This is a genomic window from Pseudoalteromonas sp. 120-MNA-CIBAN-0494, from assembly GCF_040308885.1.
GTDB classification, from domain to species: Bacteria; Pseudomonadota; Gammaproteobacteria; order Enterobacterales; family Alteromonadaceae; genus Pseudoalteromonas; species Pseudoalteromonas nigrifaciens.
In genome coordinates this window covers 41,785-57,996 of the sequence record NZ_JBEOOE010000022.1, presented here as the reverse complement: position 1 = coordinate 57,996, position 16,212 = coordinate 41,785, and the positions used below count along the sequence as shown (strand labels likewise).

Sequence of the window (16,212 nt, the reverse complement as noted above, 5' to 3'; positions counted from 1 at the left end):
TCCACCAGAAAATCGCCCGTCAAAGACTCGATTTTACTCATAAAGAAACTGCAAAATTAGTTGAAGTGGCGGCATTGATCGCCACCGAAAAACTCACCGTTAAGAACATGACTCGCAGTGCCAAAGGTACTGTCGAGAAAAACGGAAAAATGGTGAAACAAAAGGCTGGTCTGAATCGGGAAATTCTGAACACCGCGCCAGCCATGACTCTTAATTTGCTGCGATACAAAGCGGAAGAAGCTAGTAGCGAATTTGTTGAAGTACCAACAAAGCAAGTTAAGCCAAGTCAAACCTGCCCAGACTGCGGAGCTAAGAAGAAGAAATCCTTAGCAGAGCGCTGGCACTCATGCGAATGTGGTTGTGAGAAGCCCCGCGATGTAGCCAGTGCGCAAGTTAACTTAAACTGGGCGTTAGGTATTCAGGCTGGGAACCAGCCTAAAAAGGTAGCTTAGGCTTTCTTTTTGAAACTCCTTCAAAACGCGCAGCGTTTAGTGGGAGTTGTTCATTAGCAACGTAGCTGATAGTGATTATAACCTCAACTTAAAAGAGGTTAATTTGGCTCACTACCTCAGTATTTCAAACAACGAAAAGCTAGTTTTATTAGAAAAGCTTGGCCTTTTTGATTTAGTAAAATTAGACAATAAAATTGCATTATTAAAACATGATACTCAAAGAGTCCACTTAAACGTTGTAACAAATACAAAAGTAACTAAAAGTTAGGGCATAAAAGTTACAAATTGCATTATGACGCGCTTTGATTCGGTATATACCCCAAGGGATATTGCAGATCATGTAATGTTCAAACACATACTCGCGAGCACAGAGGTGTTAATTACAGATTTCCATAAAGGAGGTAGTGATGGACGCTTTTCGAGTTCAAGAATTAACACCGCATTCGAATTAGGGCACTTTGTTTATTTTTTAGATTTTGAAAAGCCTGAAGTTTTGCATGCTACTGACGCAGAACATTTCAATGCCCTTGCCCGTTCTATGGAAATTAAAGGATCAGATATCAAAAAACTTAGAGTGATAAGAGCTAATAAATAGTGTTTAAATGGGAGCACAGCTTCAACTTCTAATTTAATAACAAGTACGCATTGGATTATAATCTCCAAAATGCATTAAACATTGCGCATAGGAATAAAACTATGCACTTGTTTTACATCAGTTTTAGGTGCTACTTCGAAGTTAAAGAACACCTAAAAATGAATTATTGAAAATTATAGATAAAGAAGTAAAACTAAATTATTTTAAGCATGTAATTTATTTTTTATCCCATCGTTCTAGATCGAAAGGCAAATTCGTAAAATATAATTTAATTCATTTTTTAACGAAATTTAAGTTAGTTTATATTGTTAACTAACAAAATACTTTTACAGGTAATAATTATGGAAAGCCTTTTAGTCAACTTAAGAAAGTATCGTCCTCGGGAAAATACGGATCCCCTTGAAAACTTTATAACAGAAGCATTTGCTTGGCTGTTGCGAAGTAACCGCGAGGTTTTACAGAGCGTATTCGAATGTATAAATAATAAATTGCAATCGTCAATTAGTGCACCCGATGGTGAAGTTTTTATATCAACGCAGGAAAATTTTAATAATAAGTTCCCTGATTTAGTTATAAGTTGGGAGACCTGCACCTTAGTGTTCGAACATAAAGTAAAATCAGACTTACATCAAAACCAGCTGAAAAACTATCGTGAGTATGCATCTGAAACTTATGACGATTACAGAATTATATTAATAACAGCTACTCCTTTTCAACATGCTCAAAATCCAGATGCAGCATTGTGCTGGGAGGATATTTATAAATGCTTAATAAGTTTAGTTGATAAAGTAAATTATGAGCACGCAAGTTGGGCAATAGAAGATTTTTTATCATTACTTAAATCTGAAGGATTAGGACCAAAGTCCCCAATGAATCGTTTCTCTATTGCTCATTATTTAGAAGCAGTAAAATTTATTGAGCAAGTTGACTCGATCTTTAAAACGGCTCAAAAACGAGAATGGCCGTTACAAACTATCGGGATGGAACCCGTATTTAAACGCCAAGGAACTGAGTCAAGAGTTGGGTTAGAATTTTGCCCTATCATTAAAAATAAAGGCAGGCAGTGGCTTCCCGGTATATTTTGCGGTGTGTTGCTCGATGGAAGAGATCACGGAGTTAAAGAATTTATAAATAATGAATTAAAATTATGCTTAGTTTTTGATTTCAATCGAACAGGCCAAGAGATGATAAAAAATTCAGACAATTATAATAATTTAAAAGCGTGTTTTAAATTATTATTTAATGATTGGGAGTATATAGATACTGCTGTAGATCCGAGAGCCAAGCATAATAAATGGCATCCAATTGTTATTTTAAGGTCAATGCTTTCTTTGTTTGAACATGCCAATACTCATCAAGAGCAAGTAGATATAGTGCTAGAAGTTTTTACAGAATTACAAAATACACTCATGATACAGCCTGAATTTATAAAGCTAGTTGAAGAGCTCACAGTGACAAAATAAAACGTTAGTGATTATATAAATGGGTTTAATAATAATCTTAGACCATATCATTATAGCGCTAGCGTAGTGCTAAACGAGTTTAGGTTAGATACAAAAACTCTAAAACTGTGGCCAAATTTTATTGACCACTTGTATCTTGAGGCTTCTGGTACACAGTCAATGGGAGTGATTTTTTAATGAATGGAAAATCTGTTGTGGAGCCTGTACGGATTCTGTGTAACTGCCCGTTTTTAGATTTTATTCATTATTAAAATTCAAATTCTAATGCGAGCCTAAAACTATGATTTTTTTCTGATTGGCTTATCTCAGTGATAAAACCCGCTTCCCATTTTAATTGTTTTTGTCCATCAAAACGTTGCAAACCTATAAAACCAGGGCCAATTCCTACAAAGTCTTCACCTACGTAAACCTCAATAGATGGTTGAAAAGCAGAACGATACCGGTAGCGATATTGTGCTCTAAACTCACTTTCCCATTCGTTTTGAATATCCTGCCCCCATTCATAAACCAAAAAAGCGTTTAATGTTAGGCTTGTTTTTCCAAACTCTTTTTCGATCACAAAACCCGAGGTTGCTTCGTATACATCTTCGTTATGTTTTTTTTCAAGCTCAAATAATGCGCCCCAATCAGCCCATAACTTACCTTGCTCAATTAACTGCCAGCGCAATTCAAGCTCGTAAGCTTCTAAGCTAAAATCGCCGTTATCGTCTCGCTCACCAACTAAATACCCTTCTAGTGCCATTGTATCGCTAATAGCACCACCACCACCTAAGCGCTGCGCTAATATATTGCCACTATCAGTTTGATGCGATACCAGTCGCCACTCAAACTCACGTTCAAAAGGTAAAACATAGGGGTGATATACCTTATCAACAACAATACCATCAGCACTTGCCTGGGTTGGAAGTAACAACACACAAAAAGCGGTAAAACTAAGCGCTAAATATAGGTTGAGTGCTTTCATACACGTTCCTTAGTCATTGAAGCTGGAATAACGTAACAAATTAATAAAAATAACACGCTGCTTGTACTATATATAAGTACACTCATTAAATCAGGAGTGGCCTCGTAACCAACAAGAGCACGCAGTACGCGGCCTAGCTCAGAGTTTTCGCTTAACAAATCACGTAAATCCCACACGGTTGAGGTGTTGGTAATTAAGTCTATTTGGCTTGCCAAATCCAGTGCGACTAATAACTTAGCCGCGCTGTTAAAAGCAAGCAAAGTAAAAAGCGGGTACATACCAAAACGGTGCTTAATTGCATTCATTAAAAAGTACAGCAATACGCTAAAACTTAAACAAATTCCAACACCTAATAAAGTGCCAATAAATAAGCTTTGCCCTGCATCATTATTTTGCCAAAAACTGGTGAGGTAAATAATATAGTGGCTTAAATACAGCGTTATTGTGCTTATAACTGCGATATAAAATGCCGCTGACTTTTGCTTTAGTGCAAATACCAACACAGCAATAAATATAGTAATACATAGCCCTATTTGTGAGTACTCTAACCCTTGGTATTCAAACCACTGGCTCACCCACGATGCGCTTTGCATGTACAAAAACGACATTACCGCGCCAATTAATACAGCAGAGCATATTCGCAAAGAACTCTGTTTTTTTACTACTTGTAGTAGCACTAATAAAATAGCCACAGGTAGTAATTGATTAAGGCTCATGACTAAACTATTTATTAACATGCTGTGCCCCTTCATCGCTAACTATTACAACGCCCCTAGCTGTATTTGGCGAAAACTCACCAAAAAACTTGTAATACCCTTTACTAAGCGGTCCTATATAAATAATGCTTTTACGATTTGGGTAGAGCACTTTTTCTCTGTTTAGATCAAAACTATCAAACTCTTCTGGTGTACTATCTTGGTTTTCTATCAATAGCTTTACTTTTTTATTCGCGGGAATAGTAATTTGTGAGGGATAGAACAAGTGATCTTTTAAAATAATAAGGTACTCTTTACTCGCCGCGTTAAACGACAAAAATAGCAAACAACAAAGGCATTGATTAAATAAACGTCTAGTCACTTTTTACTCCTGTAAAAGTAATCTTCACGGTTAGCCCGCCTAAATGACTATTCGCTAAATGAATATTTGCGTCATAAATAGCAATTATGTGTTGAACAATCGCCATGCCTAAACCCGCGCCTTGCTCGCCTGATGGATGCTGATCGCCACCTACGCGATAAAAGCGATTAAATATTCGGTCTTTTTGCTCTTCAGTCATGCCTGAACCTGAATCATCTATTTGCCAACTATAGTCATTATTACTAGATGCTAATTTAATTATTATTTGACCATCATTAGGTGTGTATTTAATAGCATTACTGAGTAAATTAGAGATAAGCGTCGTTAATGTAAACTCATCACCATTAATTACAAAATCATTACCTTCGAGGCTAATAGTTTGGTTTTTTTCGTCTATTTTATCGTATTGCTCCGACACGGCTTGTTGAGTAATAGTTAGCAATGACTGTTCACTAAACTGCTTTTGCCACTGTTCTGGCTGAGTGCGTCCTAAAATTAGCATTTGTTCAACAATATTACTTAAGCGATTAATACCTTGTGACATTGCTTTTAATTCTTGATTATTTTGCGAGTTACTTTGTTTATTAGCTAAATTATGTACATTAATTTTTAGACTACTAAGCGGAGTACGTAACTCATGAGCTGCATCTGAGGCAAAAAAGCGCTCTCGTAAGTAGGCAGTTTCTACTCGTTTAAATAAATCGTTTAAACGATTAATAACAGGTTTAATTTCTTCGTCGGTTACTTGCCAGTTAATTGGGGTAAAGTCGTTTGCTTGGCGAGAAGCCAACTGCCTAGACAGTCGGGTAAGAGGGGCTAATGCGTATTTAACAAAAAAGCTTATAAAAATAGCAAGCAGAGGAACTGCCCATAACATAGGTAACATTGCCGATAAAATAACGGCTTCAGCTAATTCAAACCGCTTTGCCATAGGTTCAGCAACGATAACCTTACGAGTATTTTTTCTCATTACAAACACTCGCATACGTTGCCCTGCTAAATTTGCAGTTTGAAGTCCTTCACTAAAATTAACACAGTTATTTGATAAACTCGATGAGCCACTAAGTAAACGATTATTATGCCAAATTTGGTACAACAACTGAGCACTATTACTACTTACTTGTGCTGCATTTGTGGTTAGTGCTAATGGTTGTTCAATTAAAACGCCAGCCACTATTTTAAGCTCATTATCAAGTAAGTTTTCACCGTGGTGCATGCTTTTTTGATAGCCTTTTACTAATGCTAAAAAACAGGTTAGCACCATCATTGAAAGTAAAATTAAGGTCAGGCGTTTACGAATAGACATTTTCAACCTCGAAATATAAACATACTCTAACGCTTACCAACCACGTAGCCGATACCACGTAAGGTTTTAATAAAATCGCTAGGGAATTTTTTACGAAGATGATGAATATGTACCTCTATGGCATTAGAGCCAACTTCTTCACCCCATTGGTAAAGTTTATTTTCGAGCTGTTGTTTTGATTGCACCCTTCCCAGATTTTCCATCAGCGCTTTTAAAAGCATGTATTCTTTTCGTGGTAGGGTAAGTGATTGCCCACTTAGCAATACTGTATGGGCAGAAGTATCCATTACTACATCACCACAGCGCAATAAGCTTGATTGTGTTTGATTAATGCGCCGACTTGCTACTCGCAATCGAGCAAATAACTCAGCGGGGTCAAACGGCTTTGCAAGGTAGTCATCAGCCCCCATATCAAGCCCTTTAACTTTGTCGTCAATACCGCCGCGAGCAGTTAAAATAACCACCGGAATAACTTTTTTTTGCGATTTAATATGTTTTAAAACTTGCGAGCCGTCGCCATCAGGTAATCCTAAATCGAGAATAACAAGCTCAATTTCACCACTAGAAAGGCACTCTAAGGCGTGTTTTACTGTGCCACTGTGCTCTACGCTGTAGCCCTCTTGGCGCAAAGAGCGAATAAGCCCTTGTGCCACTAAGGCATCGTCTTCAACAAGTAATAAATGCATTGTGTGTTTATCTTTTTAGTTTTTTATCTACTTTTACTAATAGCTGGCTAATTGCTTGTTGACGATATTCATCTGCTTTTGCACGAGTATCACGAATGCCCGCTGCTTGTGCTACAAGTAGTCGTGCTTTAGCTTGTTTATAATCGCCTTCGCCATACAAGTATTCACCGTATAAGTAATTAGTATCAATGCCTTTGAGATTAAAAGCGAGTGCTTGTTTAAATAATTTTTCAGCTTTGTCGTCATCACCAAAACCAATTGGCCAACCAGGTACTTTGCTGTAAAGCGTTGCAAGGCTTGCGTAAGCCGATCCATTTAATGCAGCACCATCTATTGAAAGTGCATTTTCAAGTGACGCTTTTGCCTCTTTTGCTAAACCAAGTGCACCCAAGCCACCTTTTGCGCCGGCAAAACTAGCTAACACAATACCATTCCAAATATGCGGTTGTGCCGAGTTAGGGTAGTTTTCAACAAATAACGCGCTTTGCTCACTTAATTGCGTAAACGCATCTATTTGCGCATCGTCTTCAAGCTCGTAGTTGGCAATAGCCCACTTTTGTTGAATAGAAATTAGGTCTTGCGCTTCATCTGCCTGTACTACGGTGGTAAATATAGCCGTTAATATTAAATAAAATGCGAGTGTAAATTTATACATAATTTTGCCCTTGTGTGTGTTTGTTAACTTAAAAAGCGTTTAATTTTAGGAAGTTGCTTTGCAATAGCGTTATCAACAACGCTTGGGAATACGCCATTTATGCGTGCAAATAATTTTTCAGGAAAACCAATAAAGCGCCTTGTTTGGTTTGAACTTATTAGTGCTAATAACTCTTGAGCAACTAATTCTGGCGAGTCCATTTTATTACCGAGCTCTTTATTTATTGCCCGCGCTTTACTGCTATTAATAGATGTATCTGTTGCTCTTGGTGCTAAATAGGTCACTTTAACGCCTGAACCATTCAACTCACGTGATAATGCCTCTGTAAAGCCACGTAAACCAAATTTACTGGCGCAATAAAGCGTTTGAAACGGGTAGCCAATACTGCCAAACGATGATCCCACATTAACAATAGTGCCTTTGGTATACTCTAACTGTCCTAAAAATAGCTGGCATAGTTTAATAGGCACCGACAAATTAGTCATGAGCATATTATCTATTTGCTCATTACTTGTGTGCTCAAGGCTTTGCATTGTATTTATACCTGCGTTATTAATAAGTAATTTAACGTCACCGAGTTGCTTGGCTTTTATTGCTAGGTCAATACGTGTTGTATCGTCGGTTAAATCGCCTGTAAATATTTCACTGTCTGGGCATTCACGGCTCAGTTTTTCAAGGGCTTGGGTATTTCGCCCTACAAGTAGTAACTTCCACCCTTTTGCATATAGGGCTTTAGCAATTGCTTGCCCTATTCCGCCTGTTGCACCAGTGAGCACACATAAAGAACTACTCATGCCAATTTGCCTTGTGCACTTGCTTTAAAAAGTGGTTCGTCATCGAGTCCACGAAATATATCGCCGTATAAACGATAAAAGCGCTTTGCACCATGAAGTATGGCTTGTTGATCCGCCTCGTCTGTTATTTGGTTCATAAGGTTTTCAAAAAACTTTACATGCTCTATATCAAGTGCACCGTGAGAGGTTAAATAACTAAATGCTTTTTTAGGTAAGCCCACAGCATTTGCAATGTTTGAAGCCGCGCCATCAGCAAGCGCTATAGAAGTGCCTTCAAGTACATGCACCATGCCAAAAAAACTCAGCGGGTTTTTACGTGCAATGGAGTCGTACGCATACGACACCATCATTTCGGTAGCAAATTGCGGCTGACTACACCGTACTGTTTCTTTGTCAAAACCACAGGCTGCAATATCATTAAGTACCCATTCTTGATGACCTATCTCTTCTTCAATGTATTCTGCGACGGCTTCGCGCAGCCACTCTTGTTCGTCGGTTAATCGTGCACCAACCGACATCATTAAAGGCACAGTGTGCTTAACATGGTGATACGCTTGCACTAAAAACGAGGCATATTCTTCAAGTGATGCTTCGCCTTTAAAAACACGCTGGATAATCGGCGCTGCAAGCAGGTAATTTTGCTCTTGTTTAGTTTGCTCTTTAAGGGTGTTAAAAAAATCACTCATTAATTACTTCTCCAAGTCGGTAAAATTGCTCAAACACATCATGGTACTGCTTACTTATGGCATCTCGTTTTGGGCGATTATTTGTTGTTAATAATCCTTGTTGCACACTTAATGGGGCAGCTAAACGATGCCACTTTTGAATTCGAGCATAGTCGGGTAGTTGTTTATTAATTGCGTTAATGTATTGAGCTAACACTGGGTTACTTAGCTTTGTATCGGCGTAAATAATGGCACTCAGAAAAGGTCGCCCCTCACCAAACACAACCGCTTGTAAAATACCGCTTTGACTGAGTAATAGTGATTCAGGCCACTCGGCACTGATGTTGCGCCCCATGCTGGTAATAATTAGGTTTTTTAATCGGCCTTTAATAAATAAGGTATTTTGATGCTGCTCGACTAGATCACCGGTTCCATACCACTGTTTTTTGTTGTGAGGTTGATGGTTTAAGTAGCCTAAAAACAAATCGCCTTTTATAAAAAGCTGGCCATTTTCAATTTTGGTTTGAATATGAGGTAACACAGAGCCTGCACTTTGGCGGTTATCGTTTGTGGGGGTATTTAAACTCACTACAGATGCCGCCTCAGACAGCCCATAACCTTGATACACCGGTAAGTTTAAGCTACGCGCTTTAACTATTAGCATTTCGCTGACAAGCGCTCCACCCACTGCAATAAACTGCAACGAACTAGGCGGTTGCCAACCTTGCTCAGCAAAAGTAACTAAGCATGCTAATAGTTCAGGTACTAAAATAAGCGTATTTGGCTTAACTTTATCAATAGCAGCAATAAGCTGTGCGGGCTGTTTTAATGCAGTTCCAACAAAGCCTAATTCATTTAATGGTATTAAGTGTACTGTACCGCCACTTTTTAAAGGGGCATACACACCAGCTATATTTTCAAGCAATACAGCTAGTGGCAATAAACATAAATGAACAGGCTTTTTAATATTAATTTTATCGCAAAGAGATTGAGCTACCTGCATTTGGCTCTTTGCAGATAAACACACGCCCTTTGGCTGCCCAGTTGAGCCTGATGTAAATGTTACTTTTTGAGTTTCAGGAAAGTAACTGTTCGGTTTAGCCACAACTATTTCGTAAATATATAACGTGTAAAGTTCAAACACAGTAATAGAGGCAACAGGCTCCTCAAGTAAATGGTTTAGCGTGTCGCTAATAAATAAATTAGCGCCGCATTGCACTAATACATATTGAGTTTGTTGTTCACTGAAAAAGTGAGCAATTGGCACAGCCACTTTATTAGAAACCGCTGTAGCAGCATCAATAACAAGCCAAGCGGGTGTATTATCAAGCTTATAAGCGATACCTTTGCCGCTAAAGCCTTGTAGTATTTTTACTACTTTTTGTATTTGCTGGTTAAACTCATCGCCGTTAATTTCACGTGTTTGATCTTTATTATGGGCAATAATTAATGGCGATACTGAATGAGTATTATAGTAATTCATACATTCACCAATGCATTTACCAAAGAATTGATATTGCAGTGGTTTTGCTGCATCAAACTATAAAGCATTGGGGTATTTAATACTTGTTGGTGAGCTTGCTCTAGGCTCACAATGCATACTGTTGGTTGGTTGGCGTAATAGCTGCCCCACTTTAATGGGTTCTCAACTACAAAACTGCTCGCAAGTGCAATTTCAGTACACGTAACACCAAGTAAGCGCAATAAAGCACGCACTTTGTTGGTTGCACAAAACACTAAATGTTTTGCCCCCACACTTTGCAGAGCTTCGTTAACAATAATAAAATGTGCAAGAGTTGCTCTTCGATTTGTAGAGCAGAGATTACCAAGTTCAAAAATTTTATTGCGAGAAATGCTCTCATCTAAAAAATCTTCAACGGGTGATGCTAAATATTGCTCAATAAACAATGGCGAAGTTGCTTGCCTTAGCCCTAACGTGCACTTTCCTTGCTTGGTAACATATTGGCAAAGTAGTGGCATAAAAGAAGTAAGCTTAGCGTTATACGCAACTAAAAAACCTTCTTTCACTGTGTTTTCGAGATTTTTTCGATGCACATCATCAATACGAGCACTAATAAACTGACTGTTATTTTGTGTTAAACCTAATGATGTAGAAGTGTGGGCTAATTGCATAAGCTCGCTCATTTAAACCTGTTTATATTTCAGGGTTTAAACTTAACGAGTGAAACTTAAAGAAAACTTAAGAAATTTAATTTAAATGAAAAAAGCGCCTAACCACTACAATACAGATTAAGAGTAGAGCCTGCTTCTATTTATAAGTGATTCTATTACTTTTGGTTGGATGACCGAGTGGACTCGAAATACCGACTCTAGCATGTCAAGGCTTTTTTAGATTAATTTATAGCTGTACTTTTTGGTTGATAATGGTTTTGTTGCATAAAATCTTCTAAAAACCATGCAGCAAACTCGTGTCGGCCTTCTACATCGGCTTTGCTGTAAATATCGGAAGCTTGTTGACGGACGGTTTTTTCTTTTGTGCTTCTTAGCGCGCTTATTTCTTTAAAGCTTAGGCCTTTAAGTAACAACATGGCGACTTCTTGCTCACTGCGTGTCAATGCCCACTGTGAAAACTGGGTTTGAATAACGCCACTGTATTCATGGCGCGCATCCATCATTGTTTGTGATATGTTTTTAAGTTCTTTTTTTGAATGAGCTAATTTTTGTTTCAGCACATTGATATTGGCGGTACTCGAACGAATATCTCTAAATAAGTAAATAGCACCGGCTGCGGAAATGGCAACGATTAAGCTCTCAGAAAAAATATGCCACAGTGGTACTCCTAGTTTCAAATCTATTATCACATCAAAAAAGTTTAGCACCATTATTATTAACAAGGTGGCTGCGATTAACTTGTCTTTCATTAAATCCTCTATTATCAATTGTTTATAAATACAATGGACATATGTCCCATACCGTGAGTCACGCTTTTTTTGGGTACGTACGGCGTTTGCCTGATGATTTAACAGTCTAAAAAAGTCATGGTTCATTCTATGAAATTAATCAAATGTGAACAAACGCAATGCTGTTAAATTTTACAACAAAAATTCTTCACTTTTTACGTATTCAATATACGTTATTTTTATTCTTTATGGTGGCTTTATTAACACTTATCCCTGTGCATGCTTCACAAAATTTAGCACCTGTAGAGCTTTCTTCACTCAGTGGTTTTGATGTCGAATTTGCGCCAATTCAAAAAACAGAGTTTATTAACGGGCAAAGTTTAATTGGTGAAGTCAATTTCAAACCCGGGGTCAATTACACGGTGCTGTTTGCGTTTGATGTACAGCAGGTTCGTTACTTATACCCTAACGGCAGCATGGTAGAAAAGGGCGCCACTATCGCAAGCGTTGAGGGCAGCGATGTACACCATTTTTTAGATGCCTATCAATCAGCAAAAGACATGCTCGCTATTACTAAAAGCCATTACGACATAAACCAACAGCACTTAAAAAACAAAATAATAAGAAGCTCTGAATGGGTTGAAATTACTAAAAGCTATTTTGAAGCCAAGCTAAATTTTGAACATATGCAACATCAAATGGCATTTTTAAACATTGATGATAATGAAAACGTGACCTTAGTGAGTCCAAAAACGGGCATTTTAAAACTCACTAATGAGTCGGGAAACCGTGTGATGGGTGACACCGCGTTTGATATTATCGATGCAAGTAGTATTCGCGTTAAGATTAATGTCCCCCTTAGTTTTACCAACACGTTAGCGCATTTTAAGCTGTCACAAAATTGCAGCTTAAATATTGAGAGCTATGACAGTATTGTAGATAAATACCATCAAATAGTATGGGCGTCGCTAAGCTCGAATGAGTGCCAGCTGACACTGGGGCAAACCATCAAAGTCACACCGGTAAATAAATTAACAGGCTTTAAAATAGCAAAGTCAGCGGTGTTTGAATTTGAAGATGTTAATTACATTGCTTTAAAATCTGGCGATAACCTTGAGTTACTGCCGATTGAGCTCAAAGGTACACAAGGCAAAGACTACGTGTTTACTGCCAATAAAAACCTAGATGATCAGAAGATACTAATAAGCTCGGTAAGTGCGCTACAAGGTATGTTGCTTCACTTAGGGGGAGAGTAAATGTTAAACCAGCTTATTAAGTTTTCACTTACTCAGCGTTTGTTTGTTAGTATTTTTGTTATTGTTGCTATGGCCATTGGCGCTAAATCTTGGTTAAGTATTCCGGTGGATGCTTTTCCAGAAATATCGCCCACCCAAGTTAAAATAGTTTACAAATTACCCGGCATGAACGCCCTTGAAATAGAATCGCAAGTAACACGGGTGATTGAAACCGAATTACTGGGTATTCCGTCACAGCAAATGCTGCGCTCTACTACTAAATATTCTATTACGGATATTACCATTGACTTTAAAGAGGGCACCGACATTTATTGGGCCCGTCAGCAAGTTAATGAGCGTTTATTAAATATTTTGCCCACCTTGCCCAGTAATATTAGTGGCGGCATGGCGCCAATGAGCACGCCTTTGAGCGAGGTGTTCATGTTTACTATAGAAAGTACTCACTTATCGCTGATTGAAAAAAGAGAGCTTTTAGATTGGCAAATTCGTCCATTGCTGCGCACTGTAACCGGCGTTGCAGATGTGAATAGTCTTGGCGGCTTTTCAAAAACCTATGAAATACTTCCCAACACCTTATTGATGCAACAGCATCAAGTTAGCTTTGATGAAATGAAGTTAGCAATCACGCAAACGAATCAAAACGGTGGCATAGGGCGCTTAGAAAAAGGCAACGACACTTTTATTTTGCGCACTGAGGGCAAATACACCGATATAACCGCCATTGAAAATACTGTGATTAAGTCCACTCAAAATAAGGTTATTCGGTTAAGTGATATTGCCACGGTACACGTTGGCAGTTTAACCCGTTATGGCGCAGTCACTAAAAACAGTGAAGAGGCGGTACAAGGGCTTATAATTGCGCTTAAAAATAGTAATACAGCGCAAGTTGTTGAAGATGTAAAAGATAAACTTCGCACCATTGAAGCTTCATTACCGCAAGGCACAAAAATTAATGTGTTTTACGACCGCTCTAACTTAATAAATACCGCAATTAGCACCATTACCAGCGCATTAGGCCAAGCTATCATTTTAGTGATAGTGCTACTAGCCTTGTTTTTAGGCGATATTCGCTCTTCATTGGTGGTATCTTTGTCTTTACCTATGTCGGCATTGCTGACGTTTATAATGATGAATCAGTTTGATTTATCGGCTAATTTAATGAGTTTAGGTGGCTTAGTGATTGCCATTGGTATGCTGGTGGACTCATCGGTAGTTATTGTTGAAAACATAGTAAATCGGCTGGCTAATAATCAGCACCTCCCTCGGCTGCATGTTATTTATCGCGCATGTAAAGAAGTCGCGACGCCAGTGTTTTCAGGCACAATCATTATAATTATCGTGTTTTCACCGCTATTAATGTTAACAGGGCTAGAAGGCAAGTTATTTACCCCAGTGGCGTTAACTATCGTGTTTGCCATGCTAAGTGCGCTGTTGTTGTCGTTAACGGTTATTCCAATTTTAGCCTCGTTGTTATTAAAAAATGAACCCGTAACCCAACCTAAAATGGTGACGCTATTACAAGGCTTTTATACTAAAACACTTGCCCAAGCAATTAAAAAGCCGGTGGCTATTAGTGTTATATCAGTCGCTGTTTTAGTGCTCAGTGGGGTGTTATTTCAGGGGCTTGGCAAAAGCTTTATGCCCGTTTTAGATGAAGGCGACATTATTGTGCAACTGGAAAAATCGCCGAGTATTTCCTTGCAAGCCTCGCTGGATATCGATAAACAAATTGAAGCCACACTGCTAAAAAACACCCCAGAAATCGTACAAATTGTTGCCCGTACCGGCTCCGATGAACTCGGGCTTGATCCTATGGGGTTAAACGAAACCGATGTGTTTATGGAATTAGCACCAAAAGATACGTGGCGTTTTGACTCCAAAGCGCTGCTAATCGAGGATATTCGACAAACACTTACGCAATTTCCAGGGGTAAATATTGGCTTTACTCAGCCAATACAAATGCGGGTATCAGAAATGCTCACCGGTGGTACCGGTGATATTTCGATTAAAGTATTTGGTAATGATATTGCGACACTTGCCTCATTAGCTGAAAAAATCACTGCACTTGCCACTAATATTGACGGCGCAAGTGATGTGCAAATGGCGCTTATTGAAGGGGGTAAATACGTAAATATTAAACTTATTCCTGAGGTTGCTAGTCAGTTTGGTTTAACCACCGAAGGATTAAGCGATTATTTAAAGTCGCAATTAGAAGGCTTGCAGGTATCGGCACTTCAAGAAGGAAACCGCGTGATCCCAATTGTGTTTAATGCACAAAAAAGCGAAAGCGCAGCACACTTTGAGTTATCGTCAATGAGCGCATTAAAGCAAAAGCTAATTTTAATGCCCGACAACAGCCTACTACCACTTGAAGAGGTGGCTAATATTAGCTTTAAAACGGGGCCATTGTTAATAGAGCGAGAAAAAGCAAAACGCTTTGCTTCTGTAAGCGTTAATGTGGATAACCGCGATGTGGTTAGTTATGTGAATGAACTGGAAGCTAAAATTAATAGCAGCATAAAATTACCCAGTGGTTTTACCTTGTCGTTTGGTGGCGAATTTGAAAGCCAGCAACGTGCAACACAAAACTTGCTGGTGCTTATTCCGGTGGCATTAATACTGATTTTCATTATTTTATTTACCACGTTTAAATCGTTATCTAAATCAACGCTGATAATTGCTAATATTCCGTTTGCGTTAATGGGGGGAGTGATTGCCCTGTTTATTAGTAACGAATACCTCTCGGTGCCTGCATCGGTTGGTTTTGTTGCTTTACTTGGCGTAGCGGTACTCAATGGTATTGTGATGATCAGCCACTTAGAGCAAATGAAAATGTTTTCTGCCAATGTAATGCAGCGCATTTTAGATGGCGCAAGCAGACGCCTTCGCCCAGTGTTAATGACAGCCACAACCGCAATGTTTGGTTTACTGCCACTGGTATTCGCTACCGGCCCTGGCGCTGAGATTCAAAAGCCATTGGCGATTGTGGTTGTTGGCGGGTTAATTACCTCAACAATTACAACACTTTATTTACTGCCTATCTTTTATGGTTGGTTGGAGAAAAAACATGGCTGAACAGTTACTTTTTACCCTAAATGTACCCACAAACATAAAAGATGAAGTGGTTGATATATTAATTGGCATAGACTGCATTACCGGCTTTAACTTAAAAAACATTGAAGGCTACAGCAAGGAGCACAGTGAATTTGATATTGCTGAGCAAGTAGAAGGGCATCGCAGCTTTTATCAGTTTGAGGTGCATATATTATTAGCGCAGCTACAAATTATCAAAACAGCATTAAGCCCTGTATGCCAACACACATCATTAAAATACTGGGTTACGCCTATATATGAAAGCGGGCGTCTTAGATAATTAATACCCTTATAGTTAGATCATGATATGTATATTTAGTTAGGGGCTCTCTACACGGTCAGATA

At 38.6% G+C, this 16,212-nt stretch carries 17 protein-coding genes; 6 read left to right on the top strand and 11 right to left on the bottom strand.

Annotated features, from left to right (window positions below; translation table 11 throughout):
• From AAEY55_RS13055 to AAEY55_RS13045, 3 genes are all read left to right on the top strand, one after another.
• On the top strand, positions 1 to 452 hold a 452-nt coding region (locus AAEY55_RS13055), incomplete at its 5' end, for a transposase (protein ID WP_350551720.1).
• 292 nt (positions 453 to 744) lie between these two features.
• Positions 745 to 1,047: a hypothetical protein gene (locus AAEY55_RS13050; protein ID WP_089369098.1), complete on the top strand. Its 303-nt coding sequence runs from the start codon at positions 745 to 747 to the stop codon at positions 1,045 to 1,047.
• A gap of 341 nt (positions 1,048 to 1,388) precedes the next feature.
• Entirely contained in the window at positions 1,389 to 2,510 is a 1,122-nt protein-coding gene (locus tag AAEY55_RS13045; protein ID WP_179807905.1) for a PD-(D/E)XK nuclease family protein, read from the top strand.
• Between the two features lie 247 nt (positions 2,511 to 2,757).
• Here the strand turns inward: AAEY55_RS13045 and AAEY55_RS13040 are convergent, their stop codons facing one another.
• From AAEY55_RS13040 to AAEY55_RS12990, 11 genes are all read right to left on the bottom strand, one after another.
• Positions 2,758 to 3,474 (bottom strand): hypothetical protein, encoded by a 717-nt coding sequence (locus AAEY55_RS13040; RefSeq protein WP_089369100.1) that lies wholly within the window; start codon positions 3,472 to 3,474, stop codon positions 2,758 to 2,760.
• A complete protein-coding gene (locus AAEY55_RS13035; protein ID WP_089369101.1) occupies positions 3,471 to 4,211 on the bottom strand; it encodes an iron transporter in 741 nt (246 codons plus the stop codon). The genes AAEY55_RS13040 and AAEY55_RS13035 overlap by 4 nt, the downstream gene beginning before the upstream one ends.
• On the bottom strand, positions 4,198 to 4,551 hold the full coding sequence (locus AAEY55_RS13030) for a cupredoxin domain-containing protein (RefSeq protein WP_089369102.1): 354 nt from the start codon (positions 4,549 to 4,551) through the stop codon (positions 4,198 to 4,200). The genes AAEY55_RS13035 and AAEY55_RS13030 overlap by 14 nt, the downstream gene beginning before the upstream one ends.
• Entirely contained in the window at positions 4,544 to 5,857 is a 1,314-nt protein-coding gene (locus AAEY55_RS13025) for an ATP-binding protein (RefSeq protein WP_179807906.1), read from the bottom strand. Before AAEY55_RS13025 ends, AAEY55_RS13030 begins: the two co-directional genes overlap by 8 nt.
• 26 nt (positions 5,858 to 5,883) lie before the next feature.
• Entirely contained in the window at positions 5,884 to 6,543 is a 660-nt protein-coding gene (locus tag AAEY55_RS13020) for a response regulator transcription factor (RefSeq protein WP_089369104.1), read from the bottom strand.
• 7 nt (positions 6,544 to 6,550) lie between these two features.
• On the bottom strand, positions 6,551 to 7,198 hold the full coding sequence (locus AAEY55_RS13015) for a hypothetical protein (protein WP_089369105.1): 648 nt from the start codon (positions 7,196 to 7,198) through the stop codon (positions 6,551 to 6,553).
• Between the two features lie 23 nt (positions 7,199 to 7,221).
• The gene (locus tag AAEY55_RS13010; protein ID WP_089369106.1) at positions 7,222 to 7,992 is read right to left on the bottom strand and encodes an SDR family oxidoreductase; all 771 of its coding nucleotides are present in this window, start codon (positions 7,990 to 7,992) and stop codon (positions 7,222 to 7,224) included.
• On the bottom strand, positions 7,989 to 8,678 hold the full coding sequence (locus AAEY55_RS13005; RefSeq protein WP_089369107.1) for a TenA family transcriptional regulator: 690 nt from the start codon (positions 8,676 to 8,678) through the stop codon (positions 7,989 to 7,991). The genes AAEY55_RS13010 and AAEY55_RS13005 overlap by 4 nt, the downstream gene beginning before the upstream one ends.
• Positions 8,671 to 10,140, bottom strand: coding sequence for an AMP-binding protein (locus AAEY55_RS13000; RefSeq protein ID WP_089369108.1), 1,470 nt, complete (start codon positions 10,138 to 10,140; stop codon positions 8,671 to 8,673). The genes AAEY55_RS13005 and AAEY55_RS13000 overlap by 8 nt, the downstream gene beginning before the upstream one ends.
• Positions 10,137 to 10,790 (bottom strand): thermostable hemolysin, encoded by a 654-nt coding sequence (locus AAEY55_RS12995; RefSeq protein WP_089369324.1) that lies wholly within the window; start codon positions 10,788 to 10,790, stop codon positions 10,137 to 10,139. Before AAEY55_RS12995 ends, AAEY55_RS13000 begins: the two co-directional genes overlap by 4 nt.
• Positions 10,791 to 11,011: 221 nt before the next feature.
• Complete coding sequence (locus AAEY55_RS12990) at positions 11,012 to 11,539, bottom strand: LuxR C-terminal-related transcriptional regulator (RefSeq protein ID WP_089369109.1); 528 nt, start codon at positions 11,537 to 11,539, stop codon at positions 11,012 to 11,014.
• A 158-nt stretch (positions 11,540 to 11,697) separates the two neighbouring features.
• Here AAEY55_RS12990 and AAEY55_RS12985 point away from each other — a divergent pair, with 158 nt between their 5' ends.
• From AAEY55_RS12985 to AAEY55_RS12975, 3 genes are read left to right on the top strand one after another with little or no spacing between them, the layout of a single operon-like run.
• Complete coding sequence (locus AAEY55_RS12985; protein ID WP_089369110.1) at positions 11,698 to 12,774, top strand: hypothetical protein; 1,077 nt, start codon at positions 11,698 to 11,700, stop codon at positions 12,772 to 12,774.
• Positions 12,775 to 15,849, top strand: a complete 3,075-nt coding sequence (locus tag AAEY55_RS12980; protein WP_089369111.1) for an efflux RND transporter permease subunit — start codon at positions 12,775 to 12,777, stop codon at positions 15,847 to 15,849. It abuts the gene before it with no gap.
• The gene (locus AAEY55_RS12975) at positions 15,842 to 16,147 is read left to right on the top strand and encodes a DUF3240 family protein (RefSeq protein WP_089369112.1); all 306 of its coding nucleotides are present in this window, start codon (positions 15,842 to 15,844) and stop codon (positions 16,145 to 16,147) included. The genes AAEY55_RS12980 and AAEY55_RS12975 overlap by 8 nt, the downstream gene beginning before the upstream one ends.
• The last annotated feature ends 65 nt before the right edge of the window (positions 16,148 to 16,212 follow it).

Excerpts from the sequence above, each read along its gene's own strand:
- AAEY55_RS13050 (WP_089369098.1), top strand. The coding sequence starts at position 745 with ATGACGCGCTTTGATTCGGTATATACCCCAAGGGATATTGCAGATCAT.
- AAEY55_RS13045 (WP_179807905.1), top strand. The coding sequence starts at position 1,389 with ATGGAAAGCCTTTTAGTCAACTTAAGAAAGTATCGTCCTCGGGAAAAT.
- AAEY55_RS13040 (WP_089369100.1), bottom strand. The coding sequence starts at position 3,474 with ATGAAAGCACTCAACCTATATTTAGCGCTTAGTTTTACCGCTTTTTGT.
- AAEY55_RS13035 (WP_089369101.1), bottom strand. The coding sequence starts at position 4,211 with ATGTTAATAAATAGTTTAGTCATGAGCCTTAATCAATTACTACCTGTG.
- AAEY55_RS13025 (WP_179807906.1), bottom strand. The coding sequence starts at position 5,857 with ATGTCTATTCGTAAACGCCTGACCTTAATTTTACTTTCAATGATGGTG.
- AAEY55_RS13020 (WP_089369104.1), bottom strand. The coding sequence starts at position 6,543 with ATGCATTTATTACTTGTTGAAGACGATGCCTTAGTGGCACAAGGGCTT.
- AAEY55_RS13015 (WP_089369105.1), bottom strand. The coding sequence starts at position 7,198 with ATGTATAAATTTACACTCGCATTTTATTTAATATTAACGGCTATATTT.
- AAEY55_RS13010 (WP_089369106.1), bottom strand. The coding sequence starts at position 7,992 with ATGAGTAGTTCTTTATGTGTGCTCACTGGTGCAACAGGCGGAATAGGG.
- AAEY55_RS13005 (WP_089369107.1), bottom strand. The coding sequence starts at position 8,678 with ATGAGTGATTTTTTTAACACCCTTAAAGAGCAAACTAAACAAGAGCAA.
- AAEY55_RS13000 (WP_089369108.1), bottom strand. The coding sequence starts at position 10,140 with ATGAATTACTATAATACTCATTCAGTATCGCCATTAATTATTGCCCAT.
- AAEY55_RS12995 (WP_089369324.1), bottom strand. The coding sequence starts at position 10,790 with ATGCAATTAGCCCACACTTCTACATCATTAGGTTTAACACAAAATAAC.
- AAEY55_RS12990 (WP_089369109.1), bottom strand. The coding sequence starts at position 11,539 with ATGAAAGACAAGTTAATCGCAGCCACCTTGTTAATAATAATGGTGCTA.
- AAEY55_RS12985 (WP_089369110.1), top strand. The coding sequence starts at position 11,698 with ATGCTGTTAAATTTTACAACAAAAATTCTTCACTTTTTACGTATTCAA.
- AAEY55_RS12980 (WP_089369111.1), top strand. The coding sequence starts at position 12,775 with ATGTTAAACCAGCTTATTAAGTTTTCACTTACTCAGCGTTTGTTTGTT.
- AAEY55_RS12975 (WP_089369112.1), top strand. The coding sequence starts at position 15,842 with ATGGCTGAACAGTTACTTTTTACCCTAAATGTACCCACAAACATAAAA.